This window comes from Streptomyces triticisoli, assembly GCF_003270085.1.
GTDB lineage: Bacteria > Actinomycetota > Actinomycetes > Streptomycetales > Streptomycetaceae > Streptomyces > Streptomyces triticisoli.
On sequence record NZ_QFDQ01000054.1, the window covers coordinates 37,555 to 57,298 of the forward strand.

A 19,744-nucleotide genomic window follows, 5' to 3' on the forward strand; every position below is an offset into this window, starting at 1 on the left:
ACACGCACAGAGCTCTGCTGGACCGCGGCGCCGTTCACCGGCCGCTCTCCCCACCCCGCAACGAAGACAGGACCAACCGCCCGTACCGCGTCGTCAGCACCGCCGCCGTCGCCGCCACCGACACCCCGAGGCCGACCAGAAGGTGGGCCAGGGAGTGGTCGTCCAGGACTGGAGGATGCCCAGGGCCGTGCCGAGGGGCAGGTCCAGGATGGTGAGGACGCCCAGGGCACCGCTGATCTGTTGGCTTTCCTGGGTCTGGACGAGGCGGCTGCAGTCGGCGGCCTCGGCGAGGATCTCGGTGAAGCGGGCGGGGAGCGGTGCTGGTTCTGGAAGGCGAGGAGGAGTTCGTTGGCGGGGCCGTGGGCGGTGAGGTGCCGGCGCCAGTAGCCGCTGCGGAAGAGCGCGATGTTGTGCTCCACGGTGGCGACGTGGCGGGCCAGACGTCGGGGGGAGGTGAACACGTCCGAGAGTTCGTCGGTGAGCTCGTCGACGTGGTCGTGCTGGAGGGAGCCCAGCAGCAGGGCGTCGAGGTGGACGGTGCGGCAGTGCAGCGCGCCGAACTCGAAGAAGTCGTCCTCGCCCGTGTCGGGCCGGTGGCCGAGGAAGGCGGCGCCCTGCCGCAGTACCAGGGCGCTCCAGTCCGCGGAGATCCGTATGGCGTTCTTGAGCTGCTCGGCGCCGGTTTCCGGGGCCAGGGGAAATCCGTGGAGGGCGGAGCGGGAGGCCAGTTGCCACCGCCGACGGCCCGCCTCAGTGTTCCGGCTGCCAGCCCACCTGGATCAGGGGGGTGCCTCTCCGGCGGGAGACGAAATAGCCCCGGCCCGGAGGCAGGGGCCGGGCCCGGACGTTGCCGAGGATCTCGCCCTCGGCGGAGTTGCCCGAGAGGACCACGCCCTGGGCGCCCAGTTCCTTGATGCGCTGCATGAACAGCTCGTAGGCGGCGCGGGAGGCGCCGGCGGAGTTGCGGGCGATGACGAAACAGAAGCCGAGGTCGCGGGCGAAGGGCAAGTGCTCGGTGAGGACGGCCAACGGGTTGCCGCTGGAGGTCGCGACCAGGTCGTAGTCGTCGACGATCACGAACGCCCTCGGACCGGACCACCAGCTGCGGTCGCGCAACTGCTGCGGAGTGACGTCCGGCGGCGGAGTGCGTCTCTCGAAGAGATCTCTGAGCTCTGCCACCTGCGTGTCCAAGGCGTTGGGCATGGTGGCGTACTGGGCCAGGTGCGAGTCCGGGACGCTGCCGAGCAGGGAGCGACGGTAGTCGGCGACGACGATACGCGCTTCGTCGGGCGTGTAGCGCTCGCAGATCTGCTTGACCAGCAGGCGCAGCAGTGAGGTCTTCCCCGACTCGCTCTCGCCGAGGACCAGGAAGAAAGGATCGGTCTCGAAGTCGACGAAGACGGGTTGCAGGGTGTTCTCTTCGATGCCGAAGGCGATGCCGTACTGCGGATGGGCGTTGCCCTTCGGTAGTTGGCCGACGGGCAGCTCGCGGGGGAGCAGCCGGACCGGTGGGGCCGCGGGGCCCTGCCAGGCCTGTGCGACGGCGCGGCTCATGGCGGCGGTGGCGTCGGGCGGCTCCCCCTCGGGGAGGATGCCGTCGATGCGGGGCACCGCCGCGATGAAGTGCAGTTTCTCCGGCGTCTGGCCGCGGCCGGGGACGTTCGCCGGGATGTTCGCGGCGACGGTGGCGGAGAACTCCGATTCCCTGGGGTCGCTGAGCCGCAGTTCGAGCCGGTGCAGCAGGTCCTTGAGCACTGGACGCACGTCCGCGATGCGGTTCGTGGTGAGGACGACGTGGATGCCGTAGCCGAGACCGCGCAAGGCGATGTCGGTGATGGTCTTCTCCATCATCTCGTAGTCCTGGAGGAAGCTTCGCCAGCCGTCGATGACGAGGAAGACGTCCCCCCACGGCTGGTCGGTGACCTCCCCGAGCGCCCGGCGACGCCGGTAGGTGGCCATGGAGTCAATGCCGTTGGCCCGGAAGTACTCTTCGCGCTGGGTGAGGATCGCGGAGACCTCCGCCACGGTCCGTCGAACCCGCTCGGGGTCGAGACGGGAGGCGATACCGCCCACGTGCGGAAGTTCCGCGACCGTGGACAGGGTGCCGCCGCCGAAGTCGAGCGCGTAGAACTGGACTTCCTGCGGAGTGTGGGTGAGGGCGAAGGACGCCACAAGAGTGCGTAGAAGGCTCGATTTGCCGGACTGAGAGCCGCCGATGATCAGCAAGTTGCCCGCGGCGCCGGAGAAGTCGTGCGTCAGGATCTCGCGCCGTTGTTCGAGCGGCTTGTCCACCAGGCCCAAGGGCACGACAAGTCGGGCCGTGTCCGAATTGCCGAGCTGTGTCAGGCCACGGCCCTCGAGGGCAGTCAGACCAGGAAGCAGTTCATCGAGTGTCGGTGCCTGGTCCAGCGGCGGTAGCCAGATCTGGTGGGCCGAGGGACCCTGGTTCTCCAGGCGGTTCAGGATGACGTCCATGGGCGAGTCGCCGTCAGCGGCGCGCGCGTCCGGCCCGACCCAGCCGGAAGCGTAGGCCGCCCGGAAGCCGACCATGTGATCCATGTCGAAGCGCAGGTATCCGGCGCCGGGCACCGAGGGCAGATGATAGGCGTCCGGTACGCCCAGTACGGCCCGCGATTCCTCGGCCGAGAAGGTGCGCAGACAGATGCGGTACGACAGGTAGGTTTCCAGGCCGCGCAGCCGCTCCGTCTCCAGGCGCTGGGAGGCCAGCAGCAGATGAATGCCCAGCGAACGGCCGATGCGGCCGATCAGGATGAGCACATCCAGGAAACCGGGCTCGGCAGCCAGCAGTTCCGCGAACTCGTCGATGACCAGGACCAGGGTTGGCAGCGGTACGAGCGGAGCGCCTGCCGCACGCGCTCGATCGTAATCGAGGAGGTTGGCGTAGTTGCCCGAGTCGCGCAGCAGTTCCTGGCGCCGGATGACCTCGCCGCGGATCGCGTCGACCATGCGGTCGGCAAGGGACAGCTCGTCGGCGAGGTTGGTGATGACCGCCGCCACATGCGGCAGGCGTGTCATCTCCGCGAAGGTGGCACCGCCCTTGAAGTCCACGAGGACGAAGTTCAGTGTTTCGGAGGAGTGCGTGACCGCCAGTCCGAGGACCAGGGTGCGCAGTAGCTCCGACTTGCCGGAACCGGTGGCACCGACGCACAGGCCGTGTGGACCCCAGCCCCCCAGCGAAGCTTCTTTGATGTCCAGAATGACAGGGGCACCGTTGATGTCGACGCCCACCGGGGTGGTAAGTCTCTGAGCCGAGGCCGCCGGAGTGGTGGTTTCTGGAGCCGGGGGTGCCGGTGCGGGAAACCTCGGAGCCGGGGATGCCGGGACGGGAGGTCCCGGAACTGGGGGTGCCGGGGTGGGAAATCTCGGAGTCGGGGGCGCCGAAGTGGTGGGTTTTGGAGCCGGGGGCGCCGATGCGGGAAATGTCGGAGCCGGGGATGCCGGGGCGGGAAGTCCTGGAACTGGGGGCGCCGGGACGGGAGGTCTCGAAGCCAGCCTCGGAAACCACGTGGCTGAAGGGGCGGAGACCCACTTCTCGGGGAGCGGCAGCAGGTCCAGCAGACGGGGAACGGAGTCGTCGCTGTCCTTGAAGGTGCTCAGCGGCTGGGCTCCCGGCCGCTGCCACGCCGCGGCCACCTTGCTCAGGAGCGCGTCGAGTTCCTCCCCCTCGTCACCGAAGGAGGCCTCCGGGGGCGTGGCCGTCTTCGCCGGGCTGCCGGTTCGGGCCAGCGTGGGGACGGCGAGCCGGACGTAGCGTCGTCCCCGTGTCAGTCCGAACCCCGGCTGCCCCGGCGGGATACCGCCGGCGAGGTCGCTGTCGATCCGCGACTCCCGCGGGTCGGCGAGGGCGAGTTCGATCCACGTACCGAGGTGCAGGAAGAGGTCCTGGGGCAGGTCCGTCCACCTGTCGGCGGAGACCACGAGGTGGATGCCGTAGTAGACCCCCTGCTGGGCGACGCGGAGCAACAGGCGGGACTCATCGGGGTAGCGTGCCGCGAAGTCCGGCCAGGAGTCGATGAGGAGGAACACCTCTCCGTTCGACTCGCCCTCCAGCGCTCCCCGCATCCGCTTCTGGCGGAAGACCTTCGGGGACCGGATGCGCAAGGCGTCACAGAGCCGCTCTCGTCGTTTCAGCGTGGCCATGATGCCGTCGACGAGGACGCGTACGTCGTCGCCGCCGGCGTAGTCGGCCACCATGCCCACATGCGGCAGGGCGTCCAGGCGCATCATCCCGTCCGGTTCGCCGTGCAGCCCGTAGATCTGCACCTCGTCCGGGGTGTGGGTCAGCGCCAGGGAACAGGCGAGGGTGCGCAGAACCGACGTCTTGCCGCTCCACCTGCTGCCCACGACGCCGATGTGCGGCGCGCCCCCCGACAGATCGAGTGTCAAGGTCTCCTGGAGGCCCTGCGCCGGGTCGTACATCCTCCCCAGGGGCACCCGGAGCTGTCCGTTCGGCGGCCAGTCGGGGGCGCACAGACCACGCTCGGGACTTGTCGCGAGCGCCGGCAGCAACTCGCCCAGGGGGAGGCTGTCGCCCACGAAGGGATCGTTCTCCGCACCAGGCCCCCGGTGCCACAACGCGGCTTTGGCGATAGGGATGTTGCCTTGCACGCCGGAGCGGAACTCGGTCGGTGTCTGCGGGGCCCCGCTCTCCCGGACGTGCCGCTCGATGTGCTGGAACAGCTCGTGCGCCGTGATCACACCGTCGTTGTCGATATCCGCCCGGCCGGTGCTCAGGCCATCGATGACCGCTTCGGTGAACACGGAGTGGAAGGCTCCCGAGCGGCTCTTCACCGTCTCGCCCTCGAAGGCGAACTCAAGGACGTCCGAGGCCGTCATGACGTACGTGCCCTTGCCGGCCGCCTGTGCCGACAGCTCACCGTCGTCAGGCGCGAAGGGCGCCATCCCTTGGATGTACGTCCCGCCGAAGCAGCAGTCGAGCAGGAGCACCTTGCGCCGGGCGCGGCAGCGGCTCATCTGCTCCTCGATGAACCGCGCGGAAATCGCGGTCGACTCGGGCAGGTCCCGCTTGGTGCGCAGCGTCGTGAAGAACAGACGTCCGTGCTTGTCCCTGATGCCGTGGCAGGACACATAGATCAGCAGTGTGTCGCTCGGCGAGAGATCCCGCAGCACCCGCTCGATGTGCTCCTCGATCTCCGCCTTCGACTCATTGATCAACGGGATGACCCGGTCGAAGTAGCCGATCGACTTGTCTTCCAGCAGCGCGCCCAGACGACGTGCGTCGGACGCGGGAGAGCGCAGGCGGCGCAGTCCGGAGTCGATGTAGTCGGTGGTGGCGATGAGCAGGGCGACGCGGCTCAAGGTGTCTCCACGTACCTACGATTGCTGGTCGCTGCCGGAACGCCGCTGAAGCCACGCCTCGATCAGGGCCTTCTGGTCACTGCCCGAAAGGCCCGTGACGATCAATGAGTCCTCGCCCTCGGTGAGTTCCACCCGCCGAGCCTGCGCCCGCTGCCGCCACTCGCTCACCAGGCTGACCATCGCGTTCAGTGCCGCCCGCGAGAACACCCCGGTGACGAGCAGAGCTCCGAGTGTCGTGGCCGCGCCGCTCTTGGCACCCGCGGGGACGGGTTCCCCCTCCGGTCGTGCGACGGATTCGGCCGCGTCGAGCAACAGCAGCTCCTCCTGCAGCTCACGGGTGAGTGTGTCCGTCTCTTCGGCATCACCGTCCGCCGCCTCGACGGCGACGACGATCTGCATGGGTCGCACGGAGTGGTTCCCCCTGTCATCCTCTGGCTCTGCGCCTCACACAGCGGACTCGTCCCGATGGCCAGGAGCGGCGATCGCGGCATGCCCCGGCACTCCGGAAAACATCAGACTGACACAGAAACACCCTTGCCAGCATCCCCGGTGACCACTTCGGTACGACAGCCGGTTTCTTGCGGACGTCCAGGACGTCTGTGAAGCAAGAGCGTGTCGTGTCCGGCTTTTTCAGCCAGGGGCGGCGGGTTCGGCGCCGTGCCGGAGCGTCATGGAGGCGGTCGCGACGGTGCCGTGGGCGTCGAGGGTGCCGATGCGGCGGGAGCGGGTGGGTTCGTCCGCGGCCGGTCGGCCGGGGAAGAGGGCGCAGTACTCGTCCAGGCGCCAGGACACGAACGCGCCGTCCCGGACTCCCTCGTCATGCCAGAGCGGGCCCGCCCGGAAGGGCGGGCCCGCTGTGCCGGGTCGGAAGGGCGATCAGGGCTTGCCCACCGGGTTCAGCACGATCTTCCCGGAGTCGTTCGCCGGGTTGCTCTCGTTCGGCATCGTGTACGAGAAGAACGCTCGGCCGGTGGCGTTCTTGATCTTCTTGTCGACGTGGAGGCCGAAGGTGAAGGTGTGGGAGGCGTCCTCCAGGATCGGCGTGTCGATGGAGCAGAGGTAGTCGCCCTCGGCGCCCTCCCAGCCCGGGCGGCAGCCCTCAGGGACCGCGGTGACCGTGGTACCCGGGGGGAGGTCGACCCAGAAGGAGATCGGTTCGCCGCCGGAGCGGAGCAGGGCCAGCCAGGCGGGGCCGTGGTTGGCGAAGCCGATGTCCACCGACACCGTGCTGCCCTCGCGGGCCCGCAGCCGCTCACCGGTCAGAGCGAGGTCGAAGGTGTTCGTCGTCGGGAAGTCCATCTCCGCGTAGCGGGTGTAATCGGCCGGGTCCGTGTCCGGCACGCGGACCAGCTCCAGCGCCGGCCCGTCCCCCGCCTTGTAGTCGCCCTCGGTCAGCAGCTCCCGCGCCTGCTCGGCGGGCACCGCGCTGAAGCTGTAGTACATCGAGTCGTACAGCGCGAAACCAGCCGTCTCGACCGGGAAGGACGCGCTCAGCCCGTATGCCGCCCCACCGGCGAACTCGCTGTCGAAGATGCAGATCGCCGTGGACCTCCCGAGCACATGGTCCGGGTCACGCGGGTCGTACCAGCAGTTGCTGAAGGTGCTGGGGAAGGACAGCCCCCGGCTGCCGGAGATCCGCAGCACGACGCCGTCACCGCCCAGCCCGCCGGCGTTGCGGAAGCCCAGCGGCGCCTGGAAGGTGTCGCCGGCCTGGAAGCCTTCGGGCTCGGTCAGCTGCTTCATCAGCAGCTCCGTGCCGCCCACCAGCACATCCACCGTGTGCCCGGTGAAGGCCAGCCCCTCGCCCTCGGCCGTGATCTCGATGGCGCCGAAGTCGCCCGCGGTGCTCTCGTCGGTCACGTCGAGGCGGATGCCGCCGAGGTTGTTGTAGTCCTGGCCCGCATAGACCTCGTAGCCGCTGCAGGTGGCGACGAGCCCGTCGACGGAGCACCCCCGCCCCCTGCCGAACTGGGAGAAGTCCACCGAGGCGACGCCGGCCAGGGAGCTCGCGTCCACGGTGACCGTGTACTCGCCGTTGTGGATCGGCCAGATGATGCCGTCCTTGTCCGGCACCGACTCGCCGGGCGCCTGGAGTCCCAGCTCGATCTGAGGCTCACTCCACTCACCGTCCTCCGGATGCAGCGAGAGGTTCACGCTGTCGGGGCCAGTGATCGAGACCGGTAGCGGTTCCTCCTGGGCATGGGCGGGACCGGCCAGCGCCGTGCCGACCAGCGCGGCCAGCACAAACGCGGAGGTGGTACGCCGCACGGCGGCGAGAGGCGTCATGAAATCCCCATAACTTAGGTGTCATGCGCACCGGATCGGTGACGCATACTCATGACTCACGGCCTCCCCGGAAGGTTGCCCACCATGTCCAGGGCGCCGAACAGGAAGCGGTTGCCGGGACGTTCGTCGCGGCTGCGCATGCCTCAGCGGTGTGTGAGGCGGCCGATCTCGGTAAGCACTGTCTCCACGTGGGGGCGTACCTGTGCTGTCAGCTCCTGGCTCCAGCTCTCCTCGGAGTAACGGCAGTTGAGGTACAGCTCCCGGGCGTGTTCCAGCACGGGGCGCTGTTCCGGGGGGAGTTGGGCGAGTGCCCAGTCGGCGGCGTGGTCCTTCGACCTGATCTCGCCGGTGGCGAGCGTCGTCCAGATACGTGCCAGGGTCAGTACGACGTTGCGGGTGTCGCCGTCCAGGTCGTCGAGCAGGTCGGGGATGCCCGCCGTGCTCGACCGGATCAGGTCGGCGGGCGGGACGTGGTCCAGCACCTCGGCCGGGGGCGGGCCGGTGAGGGGGCGGTTGCCGGACAGCACCATCGTGATCAGGAGTGCCAGGTCCGGCATCGGTTCCGGCTGCGGGGGCCCGCTCGCCTCGAACCGGTCGCGCAGCCACTCGCCGTAGAGGAAGTCGCCGGTCGGTGGGAACCGCCACGGGCGGACGTCGGACTGGACGGTGACCGTGAGCTCGACCGGGCGGGCCTCGCCCGCGGAACCGGAACCGGAACCGGAGATGCCCAGCAGCCCGTCGAGGAGTGCCCGCCGTTCCCGGTCGTCCATGCGCCGCCGGGAGACGACCAGGATGTCCACGTCGCTGGCCGGTTTGAGGCCGCCGAGCACGGAGGAGCCATGGAGGTAGGTTCCGATGGCGGTGTGCCCCAGCACGTCGTCGACCAGCCCTGTGATCTCCTGAATCCGGTCCATCGCAGCAGCATGCCCGCCGGCTCATGCGGGCGCACCCTCATTTCCGGGGCGGCGGGTACCGGTGGCGCCGAGCCCTTCCGCCGCCCTCCGGCCGGTCGGCGGAGGACAGCTGGGGGTGAACCGCCGGAGGTGAACCGCTCCTGGGGCAAGGTCGGTATGTCCTTGCCCCAGGGAGCTTCAGGGTTCCCTCAGCAGCAGCGGCCCTGCGGGTTCGCCTCGCGGTGGCGGGTGAGGTGGCGTTCGTAGTCGCGCCGGGTCGGCACCGGTTCGCCGGGATGCCGCTCCTCGTGTCGTCGGCAGTAGCGTTCGTAGTCCGCCGTGCCCGAGATCTCCCTCAGGTACCAGCGGACACCCCGCAGCAGCCGGGTCAGCGGGCCGAGGAGCGCTGCCGCTCTGCTGTGCGCTCTCATTCCCGATCGGCCTGCCCCGTGGACGCACCGGCCAGCACCTTGGAGCGGGCCGCGGGGACGATGATCGTGGACTCCACGTACGGGGTCTCCGTCGTCGGCAGCGGCTGCGGGGACCGTACGGCCCGGACGCAGATCAGGGCCGCGTGGCCGATCACGAGCGCGACCAGCACGAGGAAGATGATCATGGTGACGCCGTTCACCGTGGAGTTGAGCATCACCGTCTCCATGTCGTCGAGCGACTTCGCCGGGGCGAGGATCTTCCCGTCGTCGAGCGCGTCCGCGTACAACTGACGCTGGGCGAAGAAGCCGATCTTCGGGTTGCTGTGGAAGATCTTCTGCCAGCCGGCGGTGAACGTGACGGCCACGTCCCAGGCCAGCGGGATGCCCGTGACCCACGCCCAGCGCAGTCTCCCGGACTTGATGAGCAGGGTCGTGCACACGGTCAGCGCGATGGCCGCGAGCAGCTGGTTGGCGATGCCGAACAGCGGGAAGAGCTGGTTGATCCCGCCGAGCGGGTCCGTGGCGCCGACGTAGAGGAAGTAGCCCCACAGGCCGACGATGACGGCGCTGGTGATCCAGATGCCCGGCTTCCAGGTGACCCGGCCGATCGGCTTCCAGATGTTGCCGAGCATGTCCTGGAGCATGAAGCGGCCGACCCGGGTGCCGGCGTCCACCGTGGTGAGGATGAACAACGCCTCGAACATGATGGCGAAGTGGTACCAGAACGCCTTCATGGCGTGCCCACCGAACACCCCGGAGAAGATCTCCGCCATGCCGAAGGCGAGGGTCGGCGCACCGCCGGTACGGGCGATCAGACTCTGTTCCTCGACCGAGCGGGCGGCCGCCGCCAGGTCCTCCGGGCTGATGGTGAAGCCGAGGTTCGCCACCGCCTGGGAGGCGCTCTCCACCGTGGTGCCGAGCAGACCGGCCGGGGCGTTCATCGCGTAGTACAGGCCGGGGTCGAGTATGGACGCCGCGATGAGCGCCATCACGGCGACGAACGACTCCATGAGCATCGCGCCGTAGCCGATCAGCCGGACCTGCGATTCCTTCTGGATGAGCTTGGGGGTGGTGCCGGACGACACGAGGGCGTGGAAGCCGGACAGGGCGCCGCAGGCGATCGTGATGAACAGGAACGGGAACAGCGATCCCGCGAAGACCGGCCCGGCGCCCGAGGAGGCGAACGGGGTCACGGCGTCGTTCTTCAGCATGGGCGCGGTGACCACGACGCCGACCGCGAGCAGCACGATCGTGCCGATCTTCATGAAGGTCGACAGGTAGTCGCGCGGGGCCAGCAGCATCCACACCGGCAGCACCGAGGCGACGAAGCCGTAGCCGACGAGGCAGAGGACCAGGGTGGTCGGCGACCAGGTGAACGTCTCCGCCCAGGAGGAGTTGTCGACCCAGCCGCCGCCCACGATCGCGAACAGCAGGAGGACGACGCCGATGAGGCTGGTCTCGAGGACCCGGCCGGGCCGCAGGTAGCGCATGTAGAAGCCCATGAACAGGGCGATGGGGATCGTCATGGCCACCGAGAAGGTGCCCCAGGGCGATGCCGCGAGCGCGTTGACGACGACCAGGGCCAGTACGGCCAGCAGGATGATCATGATGGCCAGGACGGCGATCAGCGCCGCGGCGCCGCCCACCCGGCCGATCTCGTCGCGGGCCATCTGGCCGAGGGTCTTCCCGTCCCGCCGCATGGAGAGGAAGAGCACGATCATGTCCTGGACGGCTCCGGCGAAGATCACGCCGACGACGATCCAGAGGGTGCCCGGAAGGTAGCCCATCTGCGCCGCCAGGACGGGTCCGACGAGCGGTCCGGCGCCCGCGATGGCGGCGAAGTGATGGCCGAACAGGACGCGCCGGTCGGTGGGCTGGTAGTCGATGCCGTCGTCGTGGCGCTCGGCGGGTGTGGCGCGGCTGTCGTCGACCTTCAGGACACGGCGGGCGATGAAGCGCGAGTAGAAGCGGTAGGCGATCGCGTACGAGCCGAGCGCTGCCGCGACCAGCCAGATGGCGGAGATCTCCTCGCCCCTGGACAGAGCGACCATGCCCCAGGAGACGGCGCCGACCAGGGCGACGGCCGTCCAGATCAGGATCGTTTTCGGAGTGGGTCTCGCCCTGCGGGCCTCGTTGACGGACACAGTTGCTCCAGATGTTCGGGGACGACTCTTGTGCATCTCGGGAGTGAGGGGTGGGGACACGCAGTGGAGTTGACGTAGCCTGCCCACCGGTTGGCTGGAAATGCTCACGAGTTGATGACGGATCGCCTTCGGTTTTGTCGTCGGCCGGACCGTCCCCGGACATCCTTGGACATGTCTCTTTCCGCCTCGGGGATCGGGCCGGGCCGGATCCGCGCGGCCGATGTGGTCGATGCCCGAACTGAGGGTGAGTACGTGCGTGTGCCGGGCCTTCAGGCGGCTCCGGCGGGGTTGTGAACCGTCGTTCCGTGGCAGTCCCCGTACGTCCGCCCCGACCCGCACCAGCAGGCCGCCCCCCGCTGCGGCGGCCAGGCCGTCGCCCGCCCCCGGGCCGCCAGCGTCGTCGCGTACTGCGGCAGCAGCGTCGCGTCGGACGGGGACGCGCCCTCCGAGGCCGCGAAGGCCTCGTAGGAGGGGACCGTGCCGGTGACGATGCCCAGGTTGGGGGTGCCGGAGGAGGCCAGCTCGCGCAGGGACGTCTCTATCGTCGCCAGGTGGGTCTCGTGGGAGGGGTACTCCGCGGCCAGGTCGGCGTAGGCCGTGAGGAGTTCGGTCAGTTCCGCCGCCGGCCAGTGGAGGACCGCCACCGGGAAGGGACGGGAGAGGGCCGCGCGGTAGGCGCCCAGTTCGACGCGGAGGCGGGTGAGCTCCGCTTCCAGCTCCGCGGGGTTCTCCGAGCCCAGGGACCAGAGCCGTTTCGGGTCGTGGAGTTCGTCCAGGGAGACGCGGGGGACCGGGGAGGTGTGGAGGGTGTCGGCCAGCATGTCCCAGTCGTCGTGGGCGGCGCCCAGCAGGCGGCGTACGCGGTGGCGGCCGAAGAGGAGGGGGTGGTGGGTGACGTCCGGGGGTTCCGCGGTGTCCGTCAGCAGCAGCTCCACGCCCTGCGTGAACGTCTCGTGGGCTGCCTCGAGTTCGTCGTGGGACTCCAGGGACTCCGCGACGATCACCCAGGGGGCCGGGTCACGGGGGGACGCGGAACGGATGCCCTCGATGATCGCTCTCGCCTCCGCCTCGTGGTCGTACTCCCAGAGGTTGGAGGCCTTGAGGGCGCGGACCAGGTGGGGGTTCTCCAGGGCGGTGGGGGAGGACAGCAGGCGGTCGTAGAGGGTGGTCGCGGCGGGGCGGTCGCCGGAGAGTTCCAGGTGGGCGGCGGCCTGGAGGAGGAGGGCCTCGGCGTCCTCGGGATACAGACCGGCGGTCCGCTGCAGACGGGCCGCCTCGGCGGCGTGGTCGACGTTTTCGGCGGGCGTGTCGGGGCGCATGGGGGACACCGTACTGCCGGGGGGTGGCATGCGTGAGGCGGGTGCGGGACAGGTGGCCCGGGGCGGGCCGTGTTGTATCCGGTGAGTCCAGCACGTGAACGGGGTGTTGCGGAGTGGACGTGGACCTTGGAGGATCGGCCGGCCCTCCGATGACTGCGTCCGCCGCACTCAGGTCGCCTTCATCGGCCGGGCAGCCCGCGATCGAGGGAGATGGGGATCATGAAGCTGCTACGAGTCGGTGCGGTGGGGGCGGAGCGGCCCGCGCTGCTGGACGGGGGCGGGGTCCTGCGGGATCTGTCGGGGCTGGTCGCGGACATCGACGGTGGGCTGCTCGCCGACGACGCGGCGCTCGGGCGGATCCGGGAGGCCGCCGAGGCCGGGGAACTGCCCGTGCTGGATGCGGACGGGGTGCGGATCGGGGCGCCGCTCGCCCGGATCGGCAAGGTCGTGTGCATCGGGCTGAACTACCACGACCACGCCCGCGAGACCGGTGCCGAGCCGCCCGCCGAGCCGGTGATCTTCTTCAAGGCGGCGGACACGGTGGTCGGGCCGTACGACACCGTGCTCGTGCCGCGCGGGTCCACCAGGACCGACTGGGAGGTGGAGCTGGCGGTCGTCATCGGGCGTACGGCCCGGTACCTGGAGTCGCGGGAGGAGGCGCTCGCGCACGTCGCCGGGTACGCGGTGGCGCACGACGTCTCCGAGCGGGAGTTCCAGATCGAGCGGGGCGGGACCTGGGACAAGGGGAAGAACTGCGAGACGTTCAACCCGCTCGGTCCCTGGCTGGTGACGGCCGACGAGGTGCCGGACCCGCAGGCGCTGCCGCTGAAGCTGTGGGTCAACGGGGAGCTGAAGCAGGACGGGACGACCGCGGAGCAGATCTTTCCGGTGGCGGAAGTCGTGCGGTACGTCAGCCAGTTCATGACCCTGTACCCCGGTGACGTCATCAACACCGGTACGCCGGCGGGTGTCGCGCTCGGGCAGCCCGAGCCGAAGCCGTATCTGAGGGCGGGGGATGTGGTCGAGCTGGAGATCGAGGGGCTGGGGCGGCAGCGGCAGGAGCTGAAGCAGGCCTGATCGGGACTGCTTCTTCGGTTCCATCAGCCCGATCAGCCCGATCAGCCCAAGGTGATCCTGGCGGCCACCGGGAGGTGGTCGCTGGTGGTGGCGGGCAGTGTGCGGATGTGGGTGACGGATGCCGAGCGGGCCATGACCTGGTCGATCCGGGCCAGGGGGAAGGTAGTGGGGAAGCTGAAGGCGAGGCCTCGTTCCGCCACGTTCATCTGTGAGGTCAGCGGGGCCAGGCCGCGGTCGTCGACCGTGCTGTTGAGGTCGCCCAGCAGCAGCACCGTTTTCAGCTTCTCGGCGGCGATGGCCCGGCCCAGCAGGCCGGCGCTCTCGTCGCGCCGGGCGGATGCGAGGCCGCTCGCCCGGACGCGGACCGAGGGCAGGTGCGCGACGTACGCCGCGATCTCGCCGTGCGGCGTGTGGACCACGGTCCGCAGACCGCGACTCCAGTCCTCAGTGATTCCCCGGGGTTTGATGTCCAGCAGCCGGGTGTCGGTCAGCGGATGCTTCGACCAGAGTCCGACGGTGCCCCGGACCTCGTGGTACGGGTACTCCGGGGCGAGGGTCCTCTCGTAGACCGACAGGGCCGGGGGCACCAGCTCCTGAAGCGCGATGAGATCGGGTTCGGCGTCGGCCAGGGCGCGGGCCGTGCCCGCCGGGTCGGGGTTCTCGTCGCTGACGTTGTGCTGCACCACCAGCAGGTCGTGAGCGCCGGGCTCCGTCGCGGGCAGGAGCAGTCCACCGAAGAGGTACGTCCAGGCCGCCACCGGCAGGAGCAGGGCCACCAGCGCGACGGCCGAACGGCGCAGCAACGCCAGGCCGAGCAGCACCACGACCACCAGGCCGAGCCACGGCAGGAACGCTTCCAGCAAACTGCCCAGGCGGCCCACGGAGTTGGGCACGGCCCGGTGGAAGGCCAGCAGCCCGGCCGTCAGCACCGCGAGCGCGGCGAGCACCCGCCCCCGCGTCCACCGGGGCGCCGCCGCCTCCACCGTCGGCGTCGTACCGCTGTCCGCCCGCGCCTGTTCCACCATGGCTCCCCGCCCTCCGTCCCCTTGACCTCACCTCCCAAGACGATCTCCCAGGCGAATCAGTTTCCGGAGGTCACCCCAGCAGGGAGGCCAGCCTGCGCCACTCCTGCCTCGGCAGGGCGTCACGCGGGCCGTCGGTGATCACCTGGAGTGCCACGTGGTCCGCGCCCGCCGCGCGGAACGCCTCGACGTGCTCGCGGACGCGGGAGTCCTCGCCCCAGGCGAACAGCGCGTCGATCAGGTGGTCGCTGCCGCCGCCGGTGACGTCGGACTCGGTGAAACCAAGGCGCAGGAAGTTGTTGGTGTAGTTGGGCAGTTCGAGGTAGGGGGCGAGGTAGGCGCGGGCCGCCGTGCGGGCGCGGGTCGGGTCGGTCTCCAGGACGACCTTGAACTCCGGGGCCAGCAGGGCGGCTTCGCCCAGCACCTCGCGGGCCTGCGCGGTGTGCTCCGGCGTGCCCAGGTACGGGATCGCGCCGGCCGCCCGGTCCCGGGACAGCTCCAGCATCTTCGGGCCGAGGGCGGCGAGCACCCGGCGCCCGGCGGGTACGCCGCCCTTGCCGGACCGGTCGAGCTCGTCGAGCCGGTCCAGGAAGCCGACCATCGTCGAGTACGGCTTGCGGTACTGCTCCACGCGCGGGCCGTGGCTCACTCCGAGGCCCAGGACGAAGCGGCCGGGGTGGGCGGCCTCCAGATCGGTGAACTCTGCCGCGGTGTCGACGGGGTCCTGCTGCCAGACGCTCTGGATGCTGGTGGCGACGGTGATCCGCCGGGTCGCCTCGATCAGCGGGGCGGCGTTGCGGGCGGTGCTGTTGCCGCCCAGCCAGACGGCCCCGTATCCCAGTTCCTCCAACTCTGCTGCGGCCTCGGCGAGTTCGGTGCGCCGGGCCGCGTCCTCCGAGCGGAGTCCGATGCTCCAGATGCCGTAGCGGCCGACGGTCTCCTGCAAAGGGCGCTGCAAAGGGCTTGCGGTGTCGCTCATCGGTTCCGATCCCTCCGGACGGGGTGGGTGCTGTGCCCTGATCGTCACGCGTACAGCACACCCCAACCGGAGGGCGTCCCGGGATAATCCCCGGCTTCCCCCGACAGCACTAACGCTGCTGTTCCAGGAACCGCTCCAGCGCCTCCACCACCATCCGGTGGTCCTCCAGCTGAGGCAGCCCGGACACCGTCACCGCGCCGATCACGCCCGCGCCCTCGACGTTGATCGGGAACGAGCCGCCGTGGGCCGCGTAGAGGTCCGGGTCCAGGCGGGAGGAGGCCTCGAAGGTGGTGCCCTTGGCGCGGAAGCGGGCGCCGACCAGGTAGGAGGCGCAGCCGTAGCGCTCCACCACCCGGCGTTTGCGGGTGATCCAGGCGTCGTTGTCGGGGGTGGAGCCGGGCAGGGCCGCGTGGAAGAGCTGCTGACCGGCACGGTGGATGTCGATGGCGACCGGGGCCCGGCGCTCGCGTGCCAGGTCGACCAGCAGGGAGCCCAGGGTCCAGGCGTCGTCGAGGGTGAAGTGGGGGAGGACCAGGCGGCGTTCCTGGGCCTCCAGTTCCTCGATGCTCGGGGTGGTCCGGGTGCTCTGGGTGGGCTGGGTGGGCTGAGTGGTCTGCGTGTCGTTGCTCGTCACAGCCGCACCGCCACGCCGTCGCGGGCCGAGCGGCGGGCCGCCTCCAGGACGTCGAGTGCGGCGGCTGCCTCGTGGGCGGTCACCGGGTTCGTGGCGCCCTCGCGCAGGGCGGCGGCGACGGCGGCGTAGTACGCCGGGTAGTCGCCGGGCAGGGTCGGTACGGGGCGGCCGCCGCCGGTCAGCGGGGACTCCCCGGAGCCCAGGTGGCCCCACAGCGACTCGTCCTCCGTGCCCCAGCCGTCTGTCGCGCCCGGGTGCTCTCCCTCCCGCAGTGCCGCCTCCTGCGGGTCCAGGCCGTACTTCACGTAGCCCGCCTGCGAGCCCAGCACCCGGAAGCGCGGGCCGAGTTGGGCGGCCGTGGCGGAGACGTGGAGGTGGGAGCGGACGCCGTTCGCGTGGGTGATCGCGATGAACGTGTCGTCGTCGGCCTCGGCGCCCGCGCGGCGGATCACCGACTCGGCGTACACCTGGGTGGCCGGGCCGAACAGGACCAGGGCCTGGTCGACCACGTGGCTGCCGAGGTCGTACAGCAGCCCTCCGATCTCCGCCGGGTCGCCGGACTCCCGCCAGCCGCCCTTCGGCTTCGGCCGCCAGCGCTCGAAGCGGGACTCGAACCGCCACACGTCACCCAGCTCGCCCTCGGCGAGCAGCTTGCGGAGAGTCAGGAAGTCGTTGTCCCAGCGGCGGTTCTGGAAGACGGACAGGAGCAGGCCGCGCTCCTCGGCCAGGGCCGCGAGGTCCCGCGCCTCGGCCGCCGTACCGGCGACCGGCTTGTCCACGACCACCGGCAGGCCCGCCTTCAGGGCGGTGGTGGCGAGCGGGACGTGGGTCTTGTTCGGGGAGGCGACGACGATCAGGTCCAGCTCGCCGGCGCGGGCGAACAGTTCGTCGGGGGTGGCGACGGTGCGGACGTCCGGGAACTGCGCCCGGGCCTGTTCCTGACGCTGCGGGTTGGAGGTGACGACCGTGTCGAGGGTCAGGCCCTCGGTCGCGGCGATCAGCGGGGCGTGGAAGACGGAGCCGGCGAGGCCGTAGCCGACGAGGCCCACGCGGAGGGGGGTGCCAGTCATGGTCCTACTTTCGCAACGCTGTTGCCGAAGTGCAAGCGTGGGGTCAGTATGGGGGCGTGAGCAGCAGGAGGAGTGGGACGGGCGGCGTGACGGTCTCGGGGACGGCGGGGCGGCGGGCGCACGCCGGGGTGAACCTGCCCGCCCTGCGCAGCCACAACGCCGCGCTGGTGCTCGACCTGCTGCGCGGGGCGGGCGCGGAGGGGATCAGCCGGCTGGAGCTCGCCGAGCGGACCGGGCTCACCCCGCAGGCGGTCAGCAAGATCACCGCACGGTTGCGGGAGCGGGGGCTGGTCGCGGAGGCGGGGCGGCAGGCGTCCACCGGGGGCAAGCCGCGCACGGTGCTGCGGCTGGTGCCGGATGCGGGGCACGCGGTAGGGGTGCACGTCGACCGGGACGAGGCACGGGCGGTGGTCGTCGACCTGGACGGCGCCGTGGTCGGTGAGCGGCGCCGACCGCTGGACCTGGGGGCGGGGGCGGACGCCGTCGTGGAGGCGGTGGCGCGGGAGGCCGAGGAGCTGGTGGGGGAGGTGCTCGGGGGGTGCCCTCCCGGGTCCGCGGAGTCCCTGGCCGGGGTCGGGGTGGCGCTGCCCGGGCCGCTCGATCACCGGAGTGGTGTGTTGCACCGGGTGACCGGGTTTCCCGAGTGGGACGGGTTCCCGCTGCGGGACGCGCTCACGCGGCGGCTCGGTGTGCCCGTCGTGGTCGACAAGGACACCAACGCCGCCGCGCTGGGGCTGGCGGTCGCGGGGGAGGGCGGGTCGTTCGCGTATCTCCACCTGGGTACGGGGTTGGGGGCCGGGCTCGTGATCGGGGGGAGCGTGCACCGGGGAGTGCGGACGGGGGCCGGGGAGTTCGGACACCAGGTGATCCAGCTGGACGGCCCGGTGTGCGGGTGCGGGAACCGGGGGTGCGTCGAGGCGCTGTGTCTGGCGGCCGTGGAGCGGGGGGAGCCGGCGGAGGCGGCGCGGGTGCTGGGGGCCGCGGCCGCGAACCTCGTGGGGTTGCTGGACATCGAGCTGGTGCTGCTCGGTGGGCGGACCGTGGCTGCCGCGCCCGAGGTGTTCGTGAGCGGAGTGAGCGCGGTGGTCGCCGCACGGGCCCGGCGGGAGGGGATGCCGGACGGGGCGGTCCCGGTCCGGGTCGCGCCGGGTGGGGAGCGGGGGGTCGCGGAAGGGGCGGCGCAACTGGTTCTCGCGCCGATGTTCGGGCGGGGAGACGGGTGACGGTTGCGCGGGGGTGCGCTGGGCGCCTCGGTCAGGTGCACAACCCGAAGCGGGCCGAGTGGGGCAGGCCTCCACCCACGGTCCGGCACCGGGAGCCTGCGAAGCGTGCGTCACGTCGTTCCGCCTGCCGGTGTGGGTGCTCCACCGGCTGACAAGCCCCGATGGACCGCTGATCTTCATGATCATGTCGCCGGGGCCGAGGCGTTTCCGGGCCCGGCCGCCTTGCCGCGCGAGATCCTGGCGGCGGGGCGTGTGACACGTTTGGGGCATGACGACGACACCGGACGGGCTGCCCGTCTACCGGGTGCTGGCTGGTCCTGACGACGCGGCGTTCTGCCACCGTGTGAGCGAGGCGCTGGCGATGGGGTACCGGCTGCACGAAGGGCCGTCGGTCACGTCCGACGGGGAACGGGTGATCGTCGCGCAGGCGGTCGTCTGGTCCGGGTATCGGGAGACCGGGAACTGGGCCTGCGGCTGTTTCGCCGGCTTCGGCACCTGTCAGGTCACGTCAGGCCACATAGCGGTTCGTATGCCATATTGCGGACATGGTCCGACGAGAGGCAGACGAAGGGCACGGCATGAGGTTCGCAGTCATCGGCGGTACCGGGCTGATCGGGTCGCAGGTCGTCAGGAAGCTGAACGCCGCCGGGCACGAGGCGGTGCCGCACTCGCACTCCACCGGGGTCGACGTCATCAGCGGCCAGGGGCTGGACGAGGCGGTGGCGGGAGCCGAGGTCGTCGTCAACCTGACGAACTCCCCGACCTTCGACGAAGCCTCCGCGGCCTTCTTCCGGACCTCGATGGACAACCTTCTGGCCGCGGCACAGAGGGGCGGCGTCAGCCACTTCGTCATCCTCTCGATCGTCGGCGCGGACCAGGTGCCGGAGCTGGACTACTACCGGGCCAAGGTGCTCCAGGAGCGCATCCTCGCGGCCGGGCCGATCCCCTACTCGATCGTCCGGGCGACGCAGTTCATGGAGTTCATGGACGCCGTCATGTCCTGGACCGCCGACGGCGACACCGTCCGGCTGCCCGCCACGCCGATCCAGCCGATCGCCTCCAAGGACGTGGCCGACGCGGTGGCGGAGGTCGCCGCGGGCGCCCCGCTGAACGGCGTCCGCAACATCGCCGGCCCCGAGGTCTTCTCCCTGGACGAGCTGGGCCGGATGACCCTGTCCCGCAAGGGCGACAAGCGTACGGTCGTCACCGACCCCACCGCCGGCATGTTCGCCGTCGTCAAGGGGGACGTCCTCACCGACCGGCACGCCCACCTCGCCCCCACCCGCTACACCGACTGGCTCTCCTGACCCGCCCGCTCCAGCGGGC

14 protein-coding genes and 2 pseudogenes are annotated in these 19,744 nt (G+C 70.6%); 4 read left to right on the forward strand and 12 right to left on the reverse strand.

Annotated elements, in window-relative coordinates; translation table 11 throughout:
• Positions 1 to 750 precede the first annotated feature (750 nt).
• The 8 genes and pseudogenes from eccCb to DEP02_RS09805 form a co-directional block, all read right to left on the reverse strand.
• Positions 751 to 5,340, reverse strand: a complete 4,590-nt coding sequence (gene eccCb / locus DEP02_RS09770; protein ID WP_112466942.1) for a type VII secretion protein EccCb — start codon at positions 5,338 to 5,340, stop codon at positions 751 to 753.
• Positions 5,341 to 5,355: 15 nt separating this feature from the next.
• Positions 5,356 to 5,748, reverse strand: a complete 393-nt coding sequence (locus tag DEP02_RS09775; RefSeq protein WP_157977405.1) for a hypothetical protein — start codon at positions 5,746 to 5,748, stop codon at positions 5,356 to 5,358.
• A 240-nt stretch (positions 5,749 to 5,988) separates the two neighbouring features.
• Positions 5,989 to 6,171 (reverse strand): annotated as a pseudogene (locus tag DEP02_RS09780) (nuclear transport factor 2 family protein); the annotation flags it as partial.
• Positions 6,172 to 6,216: 45 nt separating this feature from the next.
• Positions 6,217 to 7,626 carry a hypothetical protein gene (locus DEP02_RS09785; protein WP_112466944.1) on the reverse strand — a complete coding sequence of 470 codons (1,410 nt, stop codon included), beginning with the start codon at positions 7,624 to 7,626 and terminating at the stop codon, positions 6,217 to 6,219.
• Positions 7,627 to 7,769: 143 nt separating this feature from the next.
• A complete protein-coding gene (locus DEP02_RS09790; RefSeq protein WP_112466945.1) occupies positions 7,770 to 8,540 on the reverse strand; it encodes an aminoglycoside adenylyltransferase family protein in 771 nt (256 codons plus the stop codon).
• A 188-nt stretch (positions 8,541 to 8,728) separates the two neighbouring features.
• Entirely contained in the window at positions 8,729 to 8,950 is a 222-nt protein-coding gene (locus tag DEP02_RS09795) for a YbdD/YjiX family protein (protein ID WP_112466946.1), read from the reverse strand.
• Positions 8,947 to 11,130 carry a carbon starvation CstA family protein gene (locus DEP02_RS09800; protein ID WP_112466947.1) on the reverse strand — a complete coding sequence of 728 codons (2,184 nt, stop codon included), beginning with the start codon at positions 11,128 to 11,130 and terminating at the stop codon, positions 8,947 to 8,949. Before DEP02_RS09800 ends, DEP02_RS09795 begins: the two co-directional genes overlap by 4 nt.
• Before the next feature lie 233 nt (positions 11,131 to 11,363).
• A complete protein-coding gene (locus DEP02_RS09805; protein ID WP_112466948.1) occupies positions 11,364 to 12,413 on the reverse strand; it encodes an SEC-C domain-containing protein in 1,050 nt (349 codons plus the stop codon).
• 219 nt (positions 12,414 to 12,632) lie between these two features.
• Between DEP02_RS09805 and DEP02_RS09810 the strand changes: the two genes are divergently transcribed.
• Positions 12,633 to 13,490: a fumarylacetoacetate hydrolase family protein gene (locus DEP02_RS09810; protein ID WP_112466973.1), complete on the forward strand. Its 858-nt coding sequence runs from the start codon at positions 12,633 to 12,635 to the stop codon at positions 13,488 to 13,490.
• A 41-nt stretch (positions 13,491 to 13,531) separates the two neighbouring features.
• Here the strand turns inward: DEP02_RS09810 and DEP02_RS09815 are convergent, their stop codons facing one another.
• The 4 genes from DEP02_RS09815 to DEP02_RS09830 all read right to left on the reverse strand — a co-directional run bounded on the left by DEP02_RS09815 (position 13,532) and on the right by DEP02_RS09830 (position 17,195).
• A complete protein-coding gene (locus DEP02_RS09815; protein ID WP_112466949.1) occupies positions 13,532 to 14,515 on the reverse strand; it encodes an endonuclease/exonuclease/phosphatase family protein in 984 nt (327 codons plus the stop codon).
• A 70-nt stretch (positions 14,516 to 14,585) separates the two neighbouring features.
• The gene (locus DEP02_RS09820; protein WP_112466950.1) at positions 14,586 to 15,491 is read right to left on the reverse strand and encodes an LLM class F420-dependent oxidoreductase; all 906 of its coding nucleotides are present in this window, start codon (positions 15,489 to 15,491) and stop codon (positions 14,586 to 14,588) included.
• A gap of 109 nt (positions 15,492 to 15,600) precedes the next feature.
• Positions 15,601 to 16,125 carry a heme-degrading domain-containing protein gene (locus DEP02_RS09825; protein ID WP_112466951.1) on the reverse strand — a complete coding sequence of 175 codons (525 nt, stop codon included), beginning with the start codon at positions 16,123 to 16,125 and terminating at the stop codon, positions 15,601 to 15,603.
• The gene (locus tag DEP02_RS09830) at positions 16,122 to 17,195 is read right to left on the reverse strand and encodes a Gfo/Idh/MocA family oxidoreductase (RefSeq protein WP_112466952.1); all 1,074 of its coding nucleotides are present in this window, start codon (positions 17,193 to 17,195) and stop codon (positions 16,122 to 16,124) included. Before DEP02_RS09830 ends, DEP02_RS09825 begins: the two co-directional genes overlap by 4 nt.
• Positions 17,196 to 17,281: 86 nt before the next feature.
• Here DEP02_RS09830 and DEP02_RS09835 point away from each other — a divergent pair, with 86 nt between their 5' ends.
• The 3 genes and pseudogenes from DEP02_RS09835 to DEP02_RS09845 all read left to right on the forward strand — a co-directional run bounded on the left by DEP02_RS09835 (position 17,282) and on the right by DEP02_RS09845 (position 19,725).
• The gene (locus tag DEP02_RS09835) at positions 17,282 to 18,418 is read left to right on the forward strand and encodes an ROK family transcriptional regulator (protein WP_112466953.1); all 1,137 of its coding nucleotides are present in this window, start codon (positions 17,282 to 17,284) and stop codon (positions 18,416 to 18,418) included.
• Between the two features lie 268 nt (positions 18,419 to 18,686).
• A pseudogene (locus DEP02_RS34530) lies at positions 18,687 to 18,842 on the forward strand (DUF1737 domain-containing protein); the annotation flags it as partial.
• 154 nt (positions 18,843 to 18,996) lie between these two features.
• A complete protein-coding gene (locus DEP02_RS09845; RefSeq protein WP_112466954.1) occupies positions 18,997 to 19,725 on the forward strand; it encodes an SDR family oxidoreductase in 729 nt (242 codons plus the stop codon).
• Positions 19,726 to 19,744 lie beyond the last annotated feature (19 nt).

What these genes read in the sequence shown, in the direction of transcription:
- DEP02_RS09785 (WP_112466944.1), bottom strand. Translation starts at nt 7,626, where the DNA reads ATGACGCCTCTCGCCGCCGTGCGGCGTACCACCTCCGCGTTTGTGCTG.
- DEP02_RS09790 (WP_112466945.1), bottom strand. Translation starts at nt 8,540, where the DNA reads ATGGACCGGATTCAGGAGATCACAGGGCTGGTCGACGACGTGCTGGGG.
- DEP02_RS09795 (WP_112466946.1), bottom strand. Translation starts at nt 8,950, where the DNA reads ATGAGAGCGCACAGCAGAGCGGCAGCGCTCCTCGGCCCGCTGACCCGG.
- DEP02_RS09800 (WP_112466947.1), bottom strand. Translation starts at nt 11,130, where the DNA reads ATGCACAAGAGTCGTCCCCGAACATCTGGAGCAACTGTGTCCGTCAAC.
- DEP02_RS09805 (WP_112466948.1), bottom strand. Translation starts at nt 12,413, where the DNA reads ATGCGCCCCGACACGCCCGCCGAAAACGTCGACCACGCCGCCGAGGCG.
- DEP02_RS09810 (WP_112466973.1), top strand. Translation starts at nt 12,633, where the DNA reads ATGAAGCTGCTACGAGTCGGTGCGGTGGGGGCGGAGCGGCCCGCGCTG.
- DEP02_RS09815 (WP_112466949.1), bottom strand. Translation starts at nt 14,515, where the DNA reads ATGGTGGAACAGGCGCGGGCGGACAGCGGTACGACGCCGACGGTGGAG.
- DEP02_RS09820 (WP_112466950.1), bottom strand. Translation starts at nt 15,491, where the DNA reads ATGAGCGACACCGCAAGCCCTTTGCAGCGCCCTTTGCAGGAGACCGTC.
- DEP02_RS09830 (WP_112466952.1), bottom strand. Translation starts at nt 17,195, where the DNA reads ATGACTGGCACCCCCCTCCGCGTGGGCCTCGTCGGCTACGGCCTCGCC.
- DEP02_RS09845 (WP_112466954.1), top strand. Translation starts at nt 18,997, where the DNA reads ATGAGGTTCGCAGTCATCGGCGGTACCGGGCTGATCGGGTCGCAGGTC.